Origin of the sequence: Actinospica durhamensis, from assembly GCF_018139695.1 — a bacterium.
Lineage (GTDB): Bacteria > Actinomycetota > Actinomycetes > Streptomycetales > Catenulisporaceae > Actinospica > Actinospica durhamensis.
In genome coordinates, this window is the sequence record NZ_JAGSOG010000173.1 from 1 (window position 1) to 18,999 (window position 18,999).

Annotated in this window: 21 protein-coding genes and 1 tRNA gene; 17 read left to right on the plus strand and 5 right to left on the minus strand. The window is 65.6% G+C overall.

What is annotated here, in order from left to right; genetic code table 11:
- The first annotated feature begins 17 nt into the window (after positions 1-17).
- From KDL01_RS27015 to KDL01_RS27030, 4 genes are read left to right on the plus strand one after another with little or no spacing between them, the layout of a single operon-like run.
- The gene (locus KDL01_RS27015; protein ID WP_368861658.1) at positions 18-1,118 is read left to right on the plus strand and encodes a tyrosine-type recombinase/integrase; all 1,101 of its coding nucleotides are present in this window, start codon (positions 18-20) and stop codon (positions 1,116-1,118) included.
- A complete protein-coding gene (locus KDL01_RS27020) occupies positions 1,119-1,454 on the plus strand; it encodes a helix-turn-helix domain-containing protein (RefSeq protein WP_212531431.1) in 336 nt (111 codons plus the stop codon). It abuts the gene before it with no gap.
- Positions 1,455-1,457: 3 nt separating this feature from the next.
- Complete coding sequence (locus tag KDL01_RS27025; protein WP_212531432.1) at positions 1,458-3,890, plus strand: hypothetical protein; 2,433 nt, start codon at positions 1,458-1,460, stop codon at positions 3,888-3,890.
- Positions 3,887-4,399, plus strand: coding sequence for an Imm21 family immunity protein (locus KDL01_RS27030; RefSeq protein WP_212531433.1), 513 nt, complete (start codon positions 3,887-3,889; stop codon positions 4,397-4,399). The genes KDL01_RS27025 and KDL01_RS27030 overlap by 4 nt, the downstream gene beginning before the upstream one ends.
- A 230-nt stretch (positions 4,400-4,629) precedes the next feature.
- On the opposite strand, the gene KDL01_RS27035 is transcribed toward KDL01_RS27030, so the two are convergent.
- Positions 4,630-4,727, minus strand: a tRNA-OTHER gene (locus KDL01_RS27035).
- A 721-nt stretch (positions 4,728-5,448) separates the two neighbouring features.
- Here KDL01_RS27035 and KDL01_RS27040 point away from each other — a divergent pair.
- Entirely contained in the window at positions 5,449-8,232 is a 2,784-nt protein-coding gene (locus KDL01_RS27040) for a MinD/ParA family ATP-binding protein (protein ID WP_212531434.1), read from the plus strand.
- 85 nt (positions 8,233-8,317) lie between these two features.
- On the opposite strand, the gene KDL01_RS27045 is transcribed toward KDL01_RS27040, so the two are convergent.
- Entirely contained in the window at positions 8,318-9,109 is a 792-nt protein-coding gene (locus tag KDL01_RS27045; protein WP_212531435.1) for an XRE family transcriptional regulator, read from the minus strand.
- Between the two features lie 269 nt (positions 9,110-9,378).
- On the opposite strand from KDL01_RS27045, the gene KDL01_RS27050 reads away from it, so the two are divergent.
- The 4 genes from KDL01_RS27050 (at position 9,379) to KDL01_RS27065 (ending at position 11,388) form a co-directional block, all read left to right on the plus strand.
- Positions 9,379-9,777 carry a helix-turn-helix domain-containing protein gene (locus KDL01_RS27050; protein WP_212531436.1) on the plus strand — a complete coding sequence of 133 codons (399 nt, stop codon included), beginning with the start codon at positions 9,379-9,381 and terminating at the stop codon, positions 9,775-9,777.
- Complete coding sequence (locus KDL01_RS27055) at positions 9,761-10,243, plus strand: ATP-binding protein (protein WP_212531437.1); 483 nt, start codon at positions 9,761-9,763, stop codon at positions 10,241-10,243. Before KDL01_RS27050 ends, KDL01_RS27055 begins: the two co-directional genes overlap by 17 nt.
- 37 nt (positions 10,244-10,280) lie before the next feature.
- The gene (locus KDL01_RS27060) at positions 10,281-10,769 is read left to right on the plus strand and encodes a GntR family transcriptional regulator (RefSeq protein WP_246577052.1); all 489 of its coding nucleotides are present in this window, start codon (positions 10,281-10,283) and stop codon (positions 10,767-10,769) included.
- Positions 10,770-10,833: 64 nt separating this feature from the next.
- Positions 10,834-11,388, plus strand: a complete 555-nt coding sequence (locus KDL01_RS27065) for an HD domain-containing protein (protein ID WP_212531439.1) — start codon at positions 10,834-10,836, stop codon at positions 11,386-11,388.
- Here the strand turns inward: KDL01_RS27065 and KDL01_RS27070 are convergent.
- The 3 genes from KDL01_RS27070 to KDL01_RS27080 are packed head-to-tail and all read right to left on the minus strand — an operon-like array spanning position 11,324 to position 13,060.
- On the minus strand, positions 11,324-11,779 hold the full coding sequence (locus KDL01_RS27070; protein WP_212531440.1) for a hypothetical protein: 456 nt from the start codon (positions 11,777-11,779) through the stop codon (positions 11,324-11,326). The genes KDL01_RS27065 and KDL01_RS27070 overlap by 65 nt on opposite strands.
- A gap of 55 nt (positions 11,780-11,834) precedes the next feature.
- On the minus strand, positions 11,835-12,314 hold the full coding sequence (locus tag KDL01_RS27075; RefSeq protein WP_212531441.1) for an NUDIX hydrolase: 480 nt from the start codon (positions 12,312-12,314) through the stop codon (positions 11,835-11,837).
- A gap of 8 nt (positions 12,315-12,322) precedes the next feature.
- On the minus strand, positions 12,323-13,060 hold the full coding sequence (locus KDL01_RS27080; protein WP_368861659.1) for an XRE family transcriptional regulator: 738 nt from the start codon (positions 13,058-13,060) through the stop codon (positions 12,323-12,325).
- A 464-nt stretch (positions 13,061-13,524) separates the two neighbouring features.
- On the opposite strand from KDL01_RS27080, the gene KDL01_RS27085 reads away from it, so the two are divergent.
- From KDL01_RS27085 to KDL01_RS27120, 8 genes are all read left to right on the plus strand, one after another.
- A complete protein-coding gene (locus KDL01_RS27085; RefSeq protein ID WP_212531443.1) occupies positions 13,525-13,785 on the plus strand; it encodes a hypothetical protein in 261 nt (86 codons plus the stop codon).
- 40 nt (positions 13,786-13,825) lie between these two features.
- Positions 13,826-14,020, plus strand: coding sequence for a DUF2304 domain-containing protein (locus KDL01_RS27090; protein ID WP_212531444.1), 195 nt, complete (start codon positions 13,826-13,828; stop codon positions 14,018-14,020).
- 71 nt (positions 14,021-14,091) lie between these two features.
- A complete protein-coding gene (locus KDL01_RS27095) occupies positions 14,092-14,748 on the plus strand; it encodes a DUF2637 domain-containing protein (RefSeq protein ID WP_246577054.1) in 657 nt (218 codons plus the stop codon).
- Between the two features lie 5 nt (positions 14,749-14,753).
- Positions 14,754-15,098: a hypothetical protein gene (locus tag KDL01_RS27100; RefSeq protein ID WP_212531446.1), complete on the plus strand. Its 345-nt coding sequence runs from the start codon at positions 14,754-14,756 to the stop codon at positions 15,096-15,098.
- Positions 15,099-15,105: 7 nt separating this feature from the next.
- Positions 15,106-15,426 carry a hypothetical protein gene (locus tag KDL01_RS27105; protein ID WP_212531447.1) on the plus strand — a complete coding sequence of 107 codons (321 nt, stop codon included), beginning with the start codon at positions 15,106-15,108 and terminating at the stop codon, positions 15,424-15,426.
- Between the two features lie 26 nt (positions 15,427-15,452).
- Positions 15,453-17,225, plus strand: coding sequence for an FtsK/SpoIIIE domain-containing protein (locus KDL01_RS27110; protein WP_212531448.1), 1,773 nt, complete (start codon positions 15,453-15,455; stop codon positions 17,223-17,225).
- Between the two features lie 112 nt (positions 17,226-17,337).
- The gene (locus KDL01_RS27115) at positions 17,338-17,553 is read left to right on the plus strand and encodes a helix-turn-helix domain-containing protein (RefSeq protein ID WP_212531449.1); all 216 of its coding nucleotides are present in this window, start codon (positions 17,338-17,340) and stop codon (positions 17,551-17,553) included.
- A gap of 28 nt (positions 17,554-17,581) precedes the next feature.
- Positions 17,582-18,868 carry a tyrosine-type recombinase/integrase gene (locus KDL01_RS27120; protein WP_212531450.1) on the plus strand — a complete coding sequence of 429 codons (1,287 nt, stop codon included), beginning with the start codon at positions 17,582-17,584 and terminating at the stop codon, positions 18,866-18,868.
- Positions 18,869-18,999 lie beyond the last annotated feature (131 nt).

An 18,999-nucleotide genomic window follows, 5' to 3' on the forward strand; every position in this document is an offset into this window, starting at 1 on the left:
GTGTGGGACGGGGCGGGCTGGCTGGTTCCGCGCACATGGAGCTCGTCTCCGGGGTGGTGCAACTTCGCCCGCAGGACGCGATGTTCGAGGCGATGCTGCGCGGCTGGCGGGCGCAGCAGACGGCCCGGGGTCTGCAGTCGGCGACGATCGAGGCGCGGGAGAAGCTGGTACGCCGCTTCCTGGAGTTCACCAACGCCTACCCGTGGCAGTGGACGCCGGGCGACGTGGACGACTGGACGCTGTCGCTGACCTCGGAGAAGCACCTGGCGCCGTCCAGCATCCGCGGGTACCAGACGGATCTTCGCCTGTTCAGCGAATACGTGACCGACGGGCGCTACGGGTGGGCGGTGGAGTGCGAGAAGGCGTTCGGCACGTTCCCGGTGGCGATCTGCCACGAGTGGAACACGATCGCCCATCTCAACGAGTACGAGGGAAATCCGGAGGCGCGCCCGTTCACCCGCGAGGAGTTGCAGCGGTTTCTGGACTACGCCGACGAGCAGGTCGAGCGGGCGGTGCGGGCCCGGCGCAAGGGCGTGCTGGCGGCGTACCGCGACGCGACGATGTTCAAGGTCCTCTACGCCTGGGGTCTGCGGCGCACCGAGTGTTCGAAGCTTGACCTGGTCGACTTCGGGCGCAATCCGGCCGCGCCGGAATTCGGCCGGTTCGGGATGCTGCATGTGCGCTATGGCAAGGCGGTGCGCGGGCAACCGCCGCGACGGCGCAACGTGCCGTCGGTGATGGGCTGGGCGGTGGAAGCGGTGGCCGACTACGTCGAGAACGTCCGGCCGAGGTTCGGGGCCGCCGAGCACGCGGCGCTGTGGGTGACCGAGCGGGCCGGACGCCTTCAGCCTGCGGAGATCAACGCCCGGTTCGTCGCCTACCGCGACGCGCTCGGGCTGCCGAAGGTGCTCACCCCGCACTCGCTGCGCCACTCTTGGGTGACCCATCTGACCGAGGACGGGGTTGACCGCCGGTTCATCCAGGAGGCTGTCGGGCACCGGTGCGACACCTCCACGGCCATCTACACCCACGTGAGTGGAGACTTCATGAACACCGCGCTGCGCAAGGCCCTGACACCGGCGTTCGAGCCACCCGCGCCGCAGCGGGAGGGGAAGTAGATGACTGCGCTGCTGGACTACCGGTGGAACCTGCGGCAGGTGATGGCCACCCGTGGGATGTTTCAGACCACGGACCTGATCCGGCCGCTGGCCGATCGCGGGATCAACCTGTCGGCCAGCCAGGTCTACCGCCTGGTCGTCGAACGCCCCGAACGCCTGAGCCTCAAAGTTCTGATGGCGCTGATGGACATCCTCGAGGCCCGGATGGACGAGCTGATCGAGCCGGCCGCTGCCCCCGGTGCCGCTGCTCGGCTGAAGAAGGCCGTCGGCGCCGAGACGAGCATCGGGGAGCTGCGCCCGCGCCGCGCCCGGATCACCGCGGTCCGCGAGGAGTAGCAGTTGCCCGTCACGTTCGCGCCGCAGGTGCTGAAGGACCCGATCGCCGTGATCGTCGAGGCGGTGCTCACGGTCGAGCCCGCGCTCGAACGCGAAGCGATCACCGAGACGGTGACGAAGATTTCCGGTGGACGGCACAAGCGCCGCCTGCTGGCCCAATCGCTCGTGGACAACCCGCAGGTACTGCAGGACGGGCGCTCTCCGGCGCCGCGGGCGATCGGGGATCTGCTGCTGGCCCTGCAGAAACTCGGTACCCAGAGCATCACGCCACCAGTTTGCGCGATGTGCGGCAAGCATCTTCGCACCCTGCAACGCCGCGGCCAGGACTGGTACTGCACAGCGTGCACTGCCGCGCTGGGCCCGTGCGCGGCCTGCGGGAAGACAAAACAGCTGGTCTTCCGCGACCGGCAGGGCCGGGCGCGCTGCGCCCAGTGCCCGCCGGTCGAGTCGGGCGCCCCGGCCACCATGCTGACCGCGGCCATCGCCGGTATCGATCCCTCGGTCGATCAGGCCACCATCGCCACGGCACTCGCCGCCACAGCCAGCCGCCCGGGATTCCGTCGCCAGCTTGCTTGGGCGATCGAGGAACGTCCGGAACTGCTGACCGGCGCGGGAGCCGAAGCTCCGCTTCCCTCGGTGCTGCGGCTTATCGACCGACTCCTCGACGCCGGGGTCGCCGGCATCGTTCGCCCGCCCTGCCCGGGCTGCGACCGCGTGATCCCGCTGCACCGGAGAATCAATGGGTTGTGGCTTTGCCGCACCTGCGTGGCCCACTCCCGCGCGGTGGCCTGCGCCAGCTGCGGCACGGTGCGCGAACCGGGTACCCGCGACGAACACGGACGCCCGCTGTGCCCGAACTGCCTGGCCCGGCATCCGAACAACCACGAGGTGTGCATCACGTGCGGTCGACGGCGCCCGGTGTGCAACCGCACGCCGGCAGGGCCCGTATGCGCGAACTGCCGCCCCCTGACGATCGCGACCTGCAGCATCTGCGGCACCCACGGCCCGACACTGCGCTCGAAGACCACCGGAAGACCTTGGTGCACCGCCTGCGCCCAGCGCTGGGCGATCTGCTCGGGTTGCAACCAGATGCGTCCGGTGCGCGGCGGCACGCGCATCGAACCGCTGTGCTCGACCTGTACCCGCCCCGATCCGGCGTTCTGGCGCACCTGCCAGGACTGCGGACAGCCCGGCCGCATCCATCTCGGACGCTGTGCCCGCTGCAGCCTCGACCAGAAGCTGCGCGAACTCCTCGGCGATCACAATGGGCAGATACGCCCGGACCTGCAAGAGATCTACCAGGCCCTGGCCACCACGCCGCGGCCGCACACCGCCGCGGGGTGGCTGGCCAAGAGCGCCGCGCCGCGGATCCTGCGCGAGATCAAAGACGGCGACAAGCCACTGACCCACACCACCCTCGACGAACTGCCCTCCGGCAAGACTGTCGAGCACCTGCGCTCGGTCCTGGTCGCGATCGGCACCCTGCCCCAGCGCGACGAGCAGATGGCCCGGCTCGAACGCTGGATCACCGCCACGATCGCCGCACGCGAGGACCCCGACGAGCGCAGCGTGCTGCACCGCTACGCCTCCTGGCACGTAGCTCGGCGCCTGCGCGGGCGTGTGAACGGAACCGAAGCGACCTACGGCCAGTTCACCGGCGCCCGTCACAACATCAACGCCGCGATCGCGCTGCTCGACGCCCTGACCGGGAACGGCACCACGCTCGCCACCGCCCGGCAGCGCGACCTCGAAGCCTGGCTCGCCGACTCGAACGCGCCCAACCGGAAGGATGCCGGCAACTTCGTGCGCTGGGCCAAGCGCAACAAACTGACATCCCTCGACTTCGCCGCGATCCGCTGGACGGGGCCGACCGGCGTCATCGACACCGAGGGGCGCTGGCAGCAGGCCCGTACCCTGCTTCACGATGAGAACCTTGAGACCGAAGACCGCGTCGCGGGACTGCTGGTCCTGCTCTACGCGCAAAGAGCAGCCGCCATCAGCCGCCTCACGATCAGCCACGTCACCAGCGGCCCGGGCGGAGTGCTGCTGCGCCTGGGCGAGGAGCCCGTGCTGCTCCCGGAACCCCTCGACGCTCTGATCCTGCGCCTGGCCACAACCCGCACCGGCCACGCCGCCATCGGCGCGGGTAGCGAAACGGGCTGGCTGTTCCCCGGCGGCCAGCCCGGACGCCCGATCAGCGCCTACCGCCTCGGCGAACGCCTGCGTGAGCTTGGCATCCGCCCCGGCCAGGCCCGCTCGAGCGCGCTGTTCCAACTGGCCACCGATCTGCCCGCCGCCCTGCTCGCCCGCATGCTCGGCATCCACATCACGGTCGCGGTCGCCTGGCAGCGAGCCAGCAGCGGTGACTGGACCACCTACGCCGCCGAAATCAGCCGCCGCAACACCACTGATCGTGACAAGGAAACACGCCTGTGAACAGCTCACCGTGGATCACATCCCTCGGCGGCCCGCTGATCCTGATCCCGGAATCCGCCTGCGAGCACTGGATCGGAGCCCCGCGCGACTGGCCTGAGGACGAAGGCGACTACGGGCGAGCGTGCGCCGTCGACGGGTTCATCGGCCTGATCGATGTCGGACCGGCCCGCGCTCTTGTCCTGGGCGACGACCCCGCACCCACGACATTCCACCCCGAGCGCAACCTGCTCATCCGGGCCATCGCCATCGAGGCTGACACGGACCTTGACGCACTCCTCGACCGAGTCCTGCCCACCATCGACTGGGACGAGCAACTGACCTGGGACATTCCCGGCCCCATCATGCTCTTCGACTCCGTGTACAGCTACACCCAGGTCATCGAGGAGGGTGAAGAGCGCGTGCGGATCGAACTCGCCGCCGGCCACCACACAGTCCAGGCGGGCTACATCCAGATCCCAGACGAGGCATGGCTCATCCTGGTCCAGTTCACGGGCCCCGAACCGGCCTGAGCCGACCCATTCCGAGAGTTCCGATACCTGACTCCGCCAGAGCACGTGACGACCCGGCTCACTCGGGACGCCGCTGCGCGCATGGAACGGGCGCTGTGGTCGTAACTGAGACCAGCTGCGCTCAAACTGAGACCAGACCGGCTCTAGTTGAGACCACAGTTGAGACCACGGGGCTGTTTTGGATCTATCCGAATAAGCGGCTTGGTTCGCGGGCCGCAGCTCAGAGGCTGTGCCCGGAGCGGGATTCGAACCCGCACGGCCTTGCGGCCTGGGAGGTTTAAGCTCGATCACCCGGTGTCCGTCGGCGTCCGTGACTGTCCATCCATGCAGGTGGAGACAGTCAACGGACATCGGCGGACACCGGCGTATCTTGGCGAACTGAGACTGAAACTGAGACTACGGTCATTGATAAACCGGCTTCGATGGGCGCGCGGACCCTATGGGCAGCCAACGGTGCTCGACGATGGGCACATCATGTGCAGCAACAGCGAGGCGGTCAGGCAGGCGGAAGGCAAGCGACTAGGACTATCGTGACGGCGTGTCGGACGGCTCGTCCCACGTCTGTTGTGGCCTCCGGCCAGCTTAGAGGTCGGTCTTGCAGCCTGGGCTGGGCCCAAGACCGGCACGTCGCTCGTCAAAACTCTACTGTGCGCGGGTCCCACCAACTATGCTCACCTTATGTCTGTCGATGTGGGGGTTGCCGCTCTCGTAGCCAGTCACCGGGCACACAGGGAGTCGGCGGGTGCTGACAGCCTGGCAGGCTCGTCTTCGGCTCTCCTGCTGTTCTACGCTGCGGAGTGTGGGCTCAAAGCGGCATACATGAAGCGTCAGAGCCTGAACAGCACAGCTAGTCTCGAACCTCGCGCGAGATCACATGATCTTCGCTACCTGGCCAAGGAACTACACCTGAGCCATGCAACGGTGATGCAATTAGACCGCCGATGCCGGGCTAGCCATGATCGATCCATTACAGTAGATGTTGCTGACTGGCATCAGGCCTGGCGCTACGGCTGCGGTTTGGAGTCATCAGATGAATCTACTGCGATCGCATGCTTGATGACCTTGGTTCAGTGGTGTCGAATGGAGATCAGGTGATGACCGACCCACTTGACGTTCCGGTGCCCAGAAGGCTGTTCACCTGGGTAGATGTCGATGCTCATTTGACCAAGCTCGTAACCTTAGGCTTGTGGCCCGAGTGGCTTCTTGAGTGCAGTGCATACTGGGATTCGCTCGTGCTGACTGTCGCTCAAAATACCGCCCATGAGGCAGTCTGGACCTGGTTGGCCCGTGCATTTGGCCCACTCACGGTTGATCCCGAGGCTGCTGCTATTCAGCTCGAAAGCTTCGATCAGAGTAATGGACGATTTCTTCCCGTTCAAATCGCTCCAAATAATGGCGATGAGTTATATTCAGTTCGTGTTCCAAGCTGGCATGACAAGTTCATCACGCGAGAACTTGCGAATCCGTTGCCAGCTCCGAAAGAACCGGACTTCGCAAGCGGTGGCGTAAAGGTCTGCGCATTTCACTCATACAAGGGTGGAGTAGGCCGTACACTGCACGCCGTAGCCTTGGCTATGAGCCTGGCAGCGGATCCAGCACATCCGTGCAGAGTCTTACTTGTCGACGCGGACCTCGAAGCGCCGGGCATCACGTGGATGGTTGCCGCCGAGCAGCCTGAAATTAACTTTTCGTTTGAGGACTTCCTCGCTTTGCTTCACGGTTCAACTGATGGAACGCCTTTGGAAGCAATTGCACTTGCCGGTCAGTATTTAGAGCAGCAAGACTTGGGAGATATTGTTATTCTTCCAGCGCGTCGCGATATCGACCGTATTAGCGCGTCACCCATTTCGCCGATTGATCTGCTTAACGCTGAAGGCCGCGATCAGTACTTCCTCACAGAGTCGATTGCCCAACTTGCGAAGGCAGTAGGCGCTGAGGTGGCAATTGTTGACTTACGCGCCGGTACGAGCGAGCTGAGCGCTCCGGTACTCCTTGATCCGAGGGTCCATCGGGCTTTTGTTACCACTCTAAGCGATCAGTCGATTCGTGGAACAATAAAGCTTCTCGAAGAGATTGGCTTGCGGGCTCCGTCAATTCGTGAAACCGATCCAGTGGCTACAGTAATTGTCACTCATCATATCCCGGAGCGCTCCGCGGCACTGACGCGAGGTGCTGCACGCTTGGCTGCTGCTGTTGCCGGTACGGTACGGGGCGCCTCGCCAGCGCAGCCGATAGAGCTGGATATTGCAGCACGCCCCGCACTTAGCACATTTGAAACAGACCTGGTTACTCTTCCTGGCCGCTGGTCTGAAGTTATACAAAAGATTAAACGCAATGGGCTTGATGAGGTGGTATCGGAGCTTGCTTCAGCGCTTCGCCCGGATCGGAACGTTGTTGCGCCTTACCAGGCTGCAATAAGCGCCGAGATCATGGACCGGCGTCGCCTGGAGCTCTCTGGTGTTTGTCAGCGGTTTGCCAAATTTTCCAGCGGCGATGAGATGCCGCCGGAGCTAATGGCAGCGGATTTCTATCAGTACATCTCGCGAAGCATCGCCTTCGGCGCCCAGGTTGAAGTATTTGTGGGCGGTCCTGGCTCTGGAAAGACTTCACTATTCTTGTGGTTGAGCTGCCTCAGCGACCCGGCGGTACTTTTGGAGACTACACGTACTCCCACGCGTAGTCTCCCGCGTCGGCTGACTTCTGCACAGGCAGAGGGTCGTGAAGTACGTATGGTTCCCCTGTATGCACCGCGGGACGCGATGGAGCGTCTTGCGCAGATCACGATGCCTCCGTCGTTGGTTGACCGTTCGCAGACGGTCGCATCGCGGATTAGAGATGAGCTGCAATCTGCCGGCGCAGAGACGCGGTGGGCAGAGATGTGGGTTGACTGTATGGCTATTGCTGCGGGCATCGCCGAAACCGAAGACGCGCCCACTGGGCGAGAAGGTCTTGTGCGACTGGCGCGTTCGCAGCGGACTATTTTTCTCCTCGATGGTTTGGATGAGCTTTTCCCAGATATTTTGACTAATGAGGTGCAGAAAGCGGCCCTTGCGGCACTGTGGAATGAAGTCATGCCGTGGGTCGAGACGCTGAGGGACAATCTGGGATTTATTGCGTTCATTAACCCTGCTGTGATGCCAGACCGGCGTACGGGTCCGCGGTATAGTTCTCGCACGGCATCCCTCGACTGGGAACAGGACGACGCTCTAAATTTTGTCGACTGGTTGTGTGAGAGAGCCCGCGTACGAGATGCCAAAGAGGACACTAGAAGATATATCCAACAGGCAGATTCGCTCGACTGGCTTTGGGGTCAGCGCCTCGGGCCGAATGATAGTAGGGTTGCGAGATCAATCGACTGGTTCCTCGACAGTGTCTCAGGTTTTAATGGTGTTATCCGAGCTAGCGATGTTGCTGCTGTAATTGGCGAGGCGGCGCGGTTGTCGGTAGCTGGCAGCGACGATTCTTCTTCGGAGTGGGAAGACCGAGTTCTTGCTCCCCATGCACTAATTGAAGCAGTCGAGCGTGTAGGTCGGCACAAGGTATTTTCGCTAATCGAGTTTGATTCTATTGTGGGTCCCATCCTTAAGAAGATGTCAGAGCTTGACTCGAGCCTAAAGGTTCTCCCGTTTGATGCCGATGCGGCGGATCTCACCCGGGTTGAGGTTAGGGCATTGCTTGCCAACTCGATTTTGCATCGTGTAGATGGAGGTCAATATTGGCTTTCGAAGCTGTACAGGCTCGGTCTCGGATTCGAGCCGACTGAGTTTAGCCCACAGTTGGCGATGTTCCGTGGCGTGACGCGTTCGCCGCGTGCCAGGTCTTACTATCGCTAGGCTTGCGTGGATCTATGTGAATTTACCTAGCTTAATGCGGATGGAAATCTGGTAAGCAGGCATGACGGATGCGGGAGTGGTAGCTCTAAATGTGGTCATCGAATTCGTGGGTCGGCATTTCTGCTTTTGACCAAACCTGATCGAGGCTGTCTAGGTAGACCATAAATAGAGATTGCTCCCTAAGCTTTCGGAGGCAGAACGTGGGCGCTGCTGCCCCCGCGACGCCGTAGATATGAGGTGTGGCGATTAGCTCGTCATCGGCTCGGCAAACTGAGGTGTAGAGGCCAGCGTTGTGCAGGCGGAGCGTTACTCCACTGGTACCTGCGAGAGGGCTGACGAGCGATAAAGCATTTCGAATGCGACCGGCGACTGAGTCGCCGATGCGTTCGTCCTCACCACGCTGGGCAACTGCGGGGGAGTCGGGGTGACCGAGAAGTACACGGGTGCGGACGCCGGCTTGGGCTTTCTCAGTGAGGAGTTGCACGATGCGAGTGTCCTCGAAGAGGAACAGGCCGCTGTAGACGAGGATGTCGATTTCCTGTTCGGCGCCAGCGAACAGGTCATACCAGACCTGGCGGGGTACGGCGTAGCGGTGGGGGTAGACGGCGCGGATTTCGGGGCCGAAGCGCGTGGTTGGGCCGTCGCGGTTGATCGCTACGTCCGGCCAGAGCTCCGCCTCAGTACGGTCGAGTAGCTTCGCGATTGCCACGCGGGACCGCGGGTGTGGGGTGCGGCCGGCGAGCCAGCGCTCTACTGTCTTTGGGTCCACTTGGAGAGCGGACGCGAGGCCGAGCTGATCTAAGCCCTTGTGGGCGAGTGCGCTGCGTAGAGTCTCGTTCACGAGCTCCCCTGACGACGTGGCGGACGTCTTCAGCATACCTAAGAAGTCCCTAGACGTCCCTCGAAACGCGGTACTGCTGACTACCGGCTGCGCCGATGCTCGTGCACACGGTCGCCATGTGCGAGATGTCCCGGAGCCGGCCCGATGGATCGGCACTGCGCTCTCGGTCTGGCGTGTGGCGCCCGGTGGCATCTCTCAGCGTTGGGAGCCGCGAGCGGTCGAAGTGCACCGGGCATGGGCTCGGCGAGCCACGGCGCTCGGGCGGCCTCGGCTGCTGGGTACGGCAGATCGAAGGGTGGCTTCTCTTGCACAGCGAATATGCACCGCATCAGCTGGTCGGCTCCCGTCTGCGGGCCGTGCGGCTCAGCTTCGGGCTGTCGCAGGAGGCGTTTGCGGACACGGTCAAGGCGGTCGGGCTCGATATCGGAGAGCCGAATTTCTGCTCGAAGCGTCTCGTTCAGAAGTGGGAGGCCGGCGTGCACGGGATGCCGGCGGCACGGTACAGGCACGCGATTGAGAAGCTCACGGGTGAGCCGTTCTCGTACCTGTGCGCGCCGACTGCGCCGAAGGACAGAACGGACGCGGCGCGGCGGGTGTCCCGTGCCATCGCAACGATGACGGTGCTCGAAGCCGAGTTGTTCGACCTCCACGCGTTCCTGAACCGCGAGCCGGAGCCGGAGGCGGAGTATGGACCTCGTCAGTGAGAGCCTCGCTGAGCTGATCGGGGCGCCCGTAGCCATGGGCGCCGATGAGCCGGTCATGCTTGGGTGCGTGCGTCTGGCTGCGCAGCCGGAGAGTGTTGGTGAGGCACGTTCGGTCACGCGTGAGGTTCTCGGGCGGCTGCGTATTGGTGAGGTGGCCCGGGAGAACGCGGAGCTGGTCGTCTCGGAGCTTGTGACTAACGCCGTGGTTCACGGCGGTGCGGGCGACGATGCGCACGTGCTGCTCGTGGTGATGCAGTCTGGGCCGATGCTCAAGGTGAAGGTGTACGACACGACTCCGAACCTCGGGCCGCGCCCGGCACCGGCCAGCGATGCGGAGAGCGGGCGCGGGCTTGTCATCGTCGATGCGCTTTCGGATCGGTGGGGCGCGACTTCATCGACGTACGGCAAGTGTCTCTGGGCTGAATTCGACGTGGGCGTGCTGCTGCCGAGCGGGCCGGAAGCGTGATTCGATGGTGCGAGCAACGGCGGCAACGAGAGCGAGGATGGGGCCGGTGAGCCCGCGAGCCACGGCGTGGGGCGCGTACAAGACGATCGCTGCGGCGTTGCGTCAGCGCATCGCTGCGGGCGACTATGCCCCTGGGTCGTTGCTGCCGAGCGAGGCGGAGCTGACGGCCGAGTACCAGGTGTCTCGGAACACGCTGCGCCGTGCGCTTACAGAGCTCGAAGAGGAACGGCTGATTACCGTGCTGCCGGGGCGGGGGCGGATCGTCGCTCCGGCCGGCGGCACGGCACGGGCGGATGCGGGTTCGGCTGAGCCGAGCTATCGGCAGATTGCGGCCGATCTCCGCGCGAAGATCGAGGGCGGCGACTTGCGGCCAGGGGACGCCCTGCCGAGCGAGGCGGATCTGACCGAGGCGTACGGGGTTTCGCGCGGGACGGCGCGGCAGGCGTTCTTGGAGTTGCAGGCTGCTGGGCTCATCGACGCAGTTCAGGGCAAGGGGCGGTTTGTGAAGGCGACGCCCCCAGCGTGAGACGTCTCAAGACGTCCGCTGTCGGGCGCTGTTTTGCGCATCTGTCGCGGGTTACGTTCGGTACATGGATCTTCTGGCCTGGGCGCGTGACCTCACAGAGCAACTCCTAGCGGAGCCATTGCCTCGGAAGTGGGCGCACAGTCAGGGGGTCGGCCGACGCGCCGAATCGCTCGCGGGTATCCTCGGCGAGGATGCCGAACTGGTCGCTGCTGCGGCTTGGCTTCATGACATCGGGTATGCCCCAGCCGTTGCAGCAACTGGCCTTCATCAACTGGATGGCGCGCGGTACCTGCGGGACGTGGAGCACGCTGATCCCAGACTGTGCGCGCTCGTTGCCCATCACTCGTGCGCCTGCATCGAAGCCAGGCTTCGAGGGCTGGCGAGTGAGCTCGCGACCGAGTTCCCGCCGGTCGGTGGGCTGCTCGCGGATGCGATGAGCTACAGCGACATGACAACTACGCCCGATGGCGAGATAACGGACTGGGACGGCCGGCGTACCGAGATTCTTGGACGCTACGGCGCGGGGTCCCTCGTCTTCGACTACATCAGCGAGGCTAATCCGATGATCGCCGAGTCGGTACGACGCGTCTCCGAGCGGCTTTCGGCAGTTCGGGCGTAGTGCGGTTGGCCGAGCGGACGAGTGCGCCCTGCTCGTCGCGGCGCCATTGCCAGCCGGAGCTGTCAAGAAACTCGATCACGACGGGTTCGGCGCCCACGTAGGTCGATAGCCAATCGCGCGGGGCCGGACGGCGCACGGTCTGGCCTGGCGGGACCAGGCCGATGAACTCGGCGTCGGGCTCGCTGCCATCGCGGGTCGGAAGTGGCAGTTCTACCTCGTAGATGGGCGTATCCGAAGCGTTATGCACGTGGAACAGGAGTTCCCGGGACCCGTCAACTGACCGGTGTATTTCAACCCACGCGCTCACACGAGCGGCTTGCGCGCGTCGCTCGTCCTCGGTCCGTTCCGCCTCGCGTCCGTGTTCACGGCGAAGCAGCACGAAGCCGGTCACGAACGCGCCGACGGTACCGATTGAAGCGAAGACGTTGGAAGTGGTGTCGATCCACTCAGTCCCCAAGGCGCGGCGTCCCGTCTCCGTTGAGGAAGTCAGAGACGCGCATGCGCATGGAACGGTCCATCTGGAGCCCTTCGACGGCCTCCGGTGCAACCCAATGGACTTCGCTGGACTCGCTGCTCGGTGTCGGCTCTCCGGCTACGGGCCTGCCCGTGAGCACGATCGAGAACTCTTGGCGCACCTCGTCGTTGCTGGTGTAGTGGAGCAAGTGCCGCGGGTCGCTGTAGATGCCCACGATGCCGTTCACAGCGCACGTAATGCCAGTCTCCTCCACCGTTTCGCGCACCGCCGCGGCCACGAGCGATTCGCCGAGATCGATGGCGCCGCCCGGCAATGCCCAGTTCCCGTTGTCGGTCCGGCGGATCATCAGCAGGTGACCGTCGTCGTTCGTGACGACGACGTTCACGGATGGCACGAGGCTGTTGGCAGGCGGTGCGGCGGGGTCGTCGTAGTAGTCGACTCGGCGCGACATCGGCGCTCCTACTCCAAGGGGATTGCGCCTTCCCAGACGCGTTCGAAGCTGTTGAGGTAGTTGGCGACCATGCTTCCGCCAGCGACGTGCCGCAACTGCAACACGGGCGCTTGAGACGCGGCTACGCCGTAGATGTGGGTGTTGACCAGCACAAGGTCATCGGCGCGATAGATCGAGTTATACAAGATCGTGTCGTGTAGCCGGAACTCGATCCCGTCCAGCGCGCGCAGCGGTTTGTACATGACGAGGGCGTTCCTGATCTTCGCCGCCATCGACGCGTCGATTCCTTCGTCCTCACCGCGCTTGCTGACGTGCTCGCTGTCCGGGTTGCCGAGCAGGATGCGAATGCGCACCCCAGCATCCGCCTTGTCACGGAAGATGCGCTGTATCCCGGCGTCCTCAGAGATGAACAGGCCGCTGTAGACGAGCACGCCGATTTCCTGCTCGGCACTCTCGAAGTGCCGGCGCCACAGGTCATCGGGGACGGTCCAGCGGTGCGGGAAGACGTTCAGGATCTCGCTCTCGGAGGCTCCCGCCACTTGCTCGGCTGATAACGCCTCTGGCCAGAGATACGTCTCTTCCATCTGGAGAAACGAAGCGACGGCGTAGCGGTGCCGACGGTACGGCGTGCGGTTCTTGGTGACCCACCGCTCGATCGTCTTGACGTCCACTTCGACCGCGACCGCGAGCTGATCCGGCGTGACTCCGCGCTCGAGCAGCGCGGCACGCAAACGCTCGTTCGCCATCATCACCCTGTGTTCTCAGGCCGTCGCGGGACGACTCCACGTTAGGGGAGACGTCCTGCACAAGTCCAGCCATGTCCTCGATCTTGGCCGGGACGTCGTCGAGATGGCCGACTACGTGGTGATGTAGTCCCCTGACCTGGCGGCATGCTTCCTGTGTCGGCGCAACCGGCGTCGGCAACCGAGAGCCCAGCCGCTCGAAAACCTCCCTGTGTTGACGCATCGTCAGTCTTTGGGCATCCTGAATCTGCACATGCTGTACATGTCCAGATTCTCGATCGAGCGGCTCGGCTCCCCACCGAAGGGAGTCCGACCGTGCACATCCACCCGACCGAAACCGAGGAGCGGACCTGCGTGTGTGGGGCAGTGACCAGCCAGGACGAGCGCGGCAAGCTCTGCGCGAAGTGCCGCGCCCGTGCCCGCTGGGAGCGCCGCGCCGCCGGCCGACGGCGCGACGGGGGCCAGCGATGAGCGGCAACGTCGAGTTCCTCGTCCATCCGCAGCACTCGAAGATGCGCCGCGGGGCCTATCAGGTCACGTTCGCGCAGTCGCAGGACTGGGCGCGTCTGTGGCCGCGCGAGGACGGCGTGAGTTCGCTGTTCCGCCTCGTCACGCTGCCGGTCCGGCTGCTCGCGCTGGCGCTGCTCTGGGCCACGTCCGCGCCGGGACGGCTGCTCTTCGCTGGCGGCGTGGCCACGGTCGCGCTGGTCGGACTGATCGCCCGCTGACTACCCGAACTGACCGAACTGATCCGAAAGGAGGTTGCCCATGGTCGTCTCGCTCTCGCTCGTGCTGCTGCTGGGCGTGTTCGTCTACCTGATCTGGCGGTACGCGCGCCTGCCGGTCTGGCAGATCGTCCTCTGCGCGCTCTTCGGCTTCTATCTCGCCTCGTCCTCGGCCGGCCCGCACGTCGCGCACGCCGTCGAGTCCTTCACGCACTTCCTGTCCCGACTCCACCTGTAGAGGAGCGAACGCACGTGTCTGAAATGACGACTGCGAGCCCGCCGCCCCGCGATGGCTGGGTGATGCTCGGCATGTTCATAGCCGCGGCATCCGCGTCCGTGGCCAGCTTCACCGGGCTGCGCGGGCTCGCGCTCATCACCGGGTGGCCACCGAAGCTGGCGTGGCTGCTGCCGGTCACGGTCGACGCGTACGCGATGACGTCGGCGCGGGTGTGGCTCGCGGCTTCCACGCGAGCCCGCCGCGCCCGGCGCTTCGCCCGCACGAACGCGATCGGGGCTATCACGGCCAGCATCGCGGGAAACGCCACGTACCACGCGGTGACGGTCGGGCTGATGACCATTTCGCCGCCCATCGTCGTCGCGGTCGGGGCCGTACCGGCTGCCGTCCTCGGGTTCACCGCGCACCTTCATGCGCTGAGTTCGCTGGACGACTCCGAGGACGTCCGCGAGGACGAGTCGGGGGACGCGGCGCAGGACGTCCCCGAGGACGGCCCGAAGCCTCGTCTTCGGACCCGGCCGAAGCGCAAACCGAAGGTGCGCACCGAGGACGAGTTGAGGACGGCCGCGCGTGAGGCGGATACGGCGCACCGAGCCGCGCACGCAGGACGGCCGATCACACGGGACGGACTCCGGACCGTCCTGAAGATCTCAGGCGACAAGGCGACCGAACTGCGCCGCTGGCTCGCTGCAGAAGATTCCAGCGGCTCGGAGTCGGTGAGTAGCGAATGAAGTGTGTGCGCGAACCCGCCGTTCGTATCGACGAGGCAGCGATCAAAGGCCGCATTCGCGCTGCACTGACCGAAGGCACCGTCGACGCGTTCCTAGACTCCGTCGCCGATATCTACCAGCTGATGGCGGACATCAAAGAGATCCGCTGGCGCGAACGTACAGCTCGCTTCGAGTTCGCGGACCTGCTCGCCGCCGCGCGCGCGGCGTTCGCCGATACCGCTGCGGACGCAGCCGATGACAAGACATTGGAACTGCGCGCCCTGCTCGACCTCCACCGCGAGATCACGGCTGAGGAGCTCGACGCGTGGCGTGCCACCGAACAACCCGAACCGATCGAAGGGAGGCGCTGACCAACTGATGACCACTCGAAATGCACCCCGACCAACGCTCGACCAGGAGGCCGTACGACTGCACTTCCGCAATGCCCTGCGCTACCGCACGCCCGCCGCGATGTGGGCGGTTATCGCAGATGTCCCTGTCCTGCTCGCCGAACTGGAGCGCGCGCTCATGCTCGCGACGGAGGCGCGTACCGAGTGCGCGAACCTGCTCGCGGCGTGCCGCGCGTCGCTCGCGGCGGGCGAGGACAACGAGATCGATCCGCTGTATCTGCTGCGCGATGAGGTGGCGCAGCACGAGCCGCTCGTGCCCGAGGGGCTCGACGACTGGGGCATGCAGTGAGGGCGTACAGCCGGCGGCATCGTCGCATGCTGCGCAACCGGAATGCCGCGCCGCTGATGCTTGTAGCGGACGGCAGTACGGCGGCGGACGTCCTCGGCGCGGCGGGACGGGCGCTCTACCGGTACCGGTCCGAGCTGGCGCCGTTCACGACGGCGCTCACGCTCGGCGCGGCCGGGGCGCTGCTGCACGCCGAACACCCGGGGTGGTGGCCGTACGTCGCGTGCGCCACGGCTGGGCTCGCGGGTGTCGTCGCGGCGACCGGGGCACCGTTTCGGGCGACGCGACGCAGCGAGCGTGCCTATGCCGTCGGGGCCGTCCTCGCGGCGGGCGGATGGCTCGCTGCGGCGGTACGGCTCGGGACGCTCACGGACCCGCTGCCGACCGTCCTCGGGCTGCTCGTCCTGGCGGGCGGGCTGCCGTGGTGGACGCACCGTCGCCGGCGCATGCGCGTGACGGTGGACCGCACGATCCAGGCGTGGCCGAACATCGCGGAACAGGTGGGGCTCGGCGGCTCGCGCGTCTTGTCCGCCGTGGTGGACGTCTGGGGATGGCGGGCGCACATCTCGCTGCGCGGCGGGCAGACCGTCGCCGATGTCGTCGCGCACGTGCCCGCGATTGAGTCCGGACTCGGGACGCGCCCGGGTGCGGTGCGTGTCGAGCCGGACCCGGCGCACGCCGGTCGCGCGACGATCCGGGTCCTGGCGAACGACCCACATGCCGAGGCAATTGCGTGGTCCGGGCCGTCGGTCCGCAGCATCACGCAGCCGATCACGCTCGGGGTGTTCGAAGACGCGACGCCCGTGCGCGTCAGCTTCCTGCGGCGGCATGCGCTCATCGGCGGTATCGCGGGCTCGGGCAAGTCCGGGATTCTGAACGTGATCGTGGCGAACCTGGCCGCATGCGCCGACGTGGTGCTGTGGGGGATCGATCTCAAGGGCGGGATGGAACTCCGCCCGTGGGTGTCGTGCCTCGATCGGCTCGCAACCACGCCGGCCGAGGCGACGCGGCTGCAGCGTGACGCGGTCGGCATCCTCGAAGCCCGTGCGCGGGCGATGGGGGACGGTTCGGAGCGCGTCTGGAATCCGAGCCCGGAGCATCCTGCGCTGATCATCATCACGGACGAGTACGCGGAGCTCGCAGAGAACGCCCCGCTTGCTGCAGACGCGGCTGATTCGGTAGCGAGGCGCGGGCGAGCCCTTGCAGTGACGGAACTCGCTGCGACGCAGCGCCCGACGCAACAGGCCATGGGCAAGGGTGCGCTGCGGTCGCAGATGGACATCCGCATCGCGCTGCGCGTGCGCGAGCGGCGGGATGCGGATCTGATCCTCGGGCAGGGCATGCTCGCGGCCGGATGGCACGCGCACACGCTCGACGCGCCCGGCAAGTTCCTCATCTCCGCCGAAGGGCTTGACCATCCGCGCCGCGCCCGTGGGTTCCTCGTCACGGACGACGACGTGTCCGGCGAGGCGGCCCGGTGGGCCCCGATCCGCCCGCCGCTCGACGACCTGTCCGCTGCTGCGGTCGGCACCGCCCGCGATGCGGAGGCAGCCGGCGGCAGCGGGCCGAGCGAACCGCAGATCATCGACGACTCCGTAGACCCCGAATCGGCGCTGTGGGCCGCGCTGCGCGAAGCGCCGGACGAGGGTCTGACCATCCCCGAACTGATCATGACGACTGGAATGCGACGCACATGGATCTACGCCCGACTTCAGAACCACGCCGCCGGCGAACGCGCGATTCAGGTCTCACGGGGCCGATGGCGTGCCGCCGATCCGCACCGCGAGGCGCGGGCCGCGTAATCGTCCTCGTCCGCGCGGACGTCCGTCCGCTCACGCGCGTCTGCGCAGTACAACGCGCGGACGGACGACGGACGGACGTTCTCACGGACGGCCCGACTGTGATCGAAAGGAGGTGTCAGCAACGAACGAGAGCCGGTCCGAGCCACTGCTCTACACGATCCCCGAAGCGGCAACGGCTTTACGAATCAGCAGGACGAAACTCTATGAACTTCTTGACTCAGGCGAGCTCGCGTCGATCCACATCGGCCGGAGCCGCAAGATCCCCGCCGAGGACTTGCGGGCGTACATCGACCATCTGCGGGCTCGCAACGCGCGGCCCGCGGCGTGAAACCAACCCAACGAAAGGAGGCGAGACTATGGGCAAGAGGGGACCTCAGAACCCCTTCGGGGAGTGGACGGTCTATGAGGGCGCGGACGGCTACTTCCACGGACGGATCTACATGGGGGTCAAGGCGGACGGTTCCGAGGATCGTCGGCACGTCATGTACCGCGACAGGGATCGGGCCGTACGGGAGATGCGGAGGCTTGAGAAGCTCCGTGACGCGGGACAGGTGGCCAAGGCCGGCAAGGTGCCCACCGTCGCGCAGTGGATGAGGACGTGGCTCGACACCATCGCGCCGCGCACCGCTCAGCAGTCCACGGTGGACGAGATCTATCGGCCGAAGGTCGAGCGGTGGATCATTCCGCGGCTCGGACAGCACAAGCTCGACCGGCTGTTGCCGGAGCACGTGGATGACTTCTACACGTGGCTTCCGCAGCAGGGGTTGTCCTCGAAGTCGGTCCTGCTGATCCATCAGATCCTGTCGCGGGCGCTGAAGATGGCCGTGCGTCGGCAGGTCGTCGCGCGGAACGTGGCCAGTTCGACGTACGTCGAGGCTCCGACGCACCGGGACGGCGAGATCGAGCCGCTCAGCCAGACCGACGCTCGGCGCATTCTCGACCTGGCACACGTTCTGCCGAACGGCGCGCGCTGGTCGGTCGCGCTGGCGCTCGGGTTGCGCCAGGGCGAAGCGCTCGGGATGCGGTGGGGCTGTATCGACCTCCAAGCGGGCACGCTCCGCGTATTCCAAGTCAAGCGGACGCGCTATCAGCACGGCTGTGAGGACGCGCACGAGTGCGGGGCGGAGTGGCATCGCGCGGCCTGTGCGATGCCCTGTAAGCGGCACAAGAAGCGGTGTCCGACACCCTGTCGGCCCGACTGCCGGTTCCACGCCCAGCACTGCCCGAAGCGGCTCGGTGGTGAATGGGAGTTCAAGGTGCCGAAGGGCGGGAAAGCGCGCACGCTCTCCATCCCCGCACCGCTGATCCGCGAGCTCAAGGCGCATTGGCGCAAGCAGAGGAAGCTCAGGGAGGTGGCGGGGGAGGCGTGGACGGATATGGATCTGTGCTTCCCCAACTCCCTCGGCATGCCGTTGGAGCCGCACGACGATTGGGCCGACTGGAAGTGGCTCTGTAAGGCGGCAGGGGTTCGGGACGCGCGGCTGCACGACGCGCGCCATACGGCGGCGACCCTGCTTCTGGAGCAGGGCGTGGACATCCGGGTCGTCCAGGAGATTCTCGGCCATTCCACCTTGGCCGTTACCAAGCGGTACACCAAATATCGGGAATTGCATCAGGCGGGCGCGTTGTCGCTGGTCACCTGATGGGCGCGGCGGTCTCGACGGTGATTCAGAGCCTTCATGGATGAGTTCTGACCTGCACGGCTTGCATGGCGCCTTCATCTGATGCATGATCCTGCCCTCTGATGGTCGCGTCGGATCGGGTGGGAGGGGCG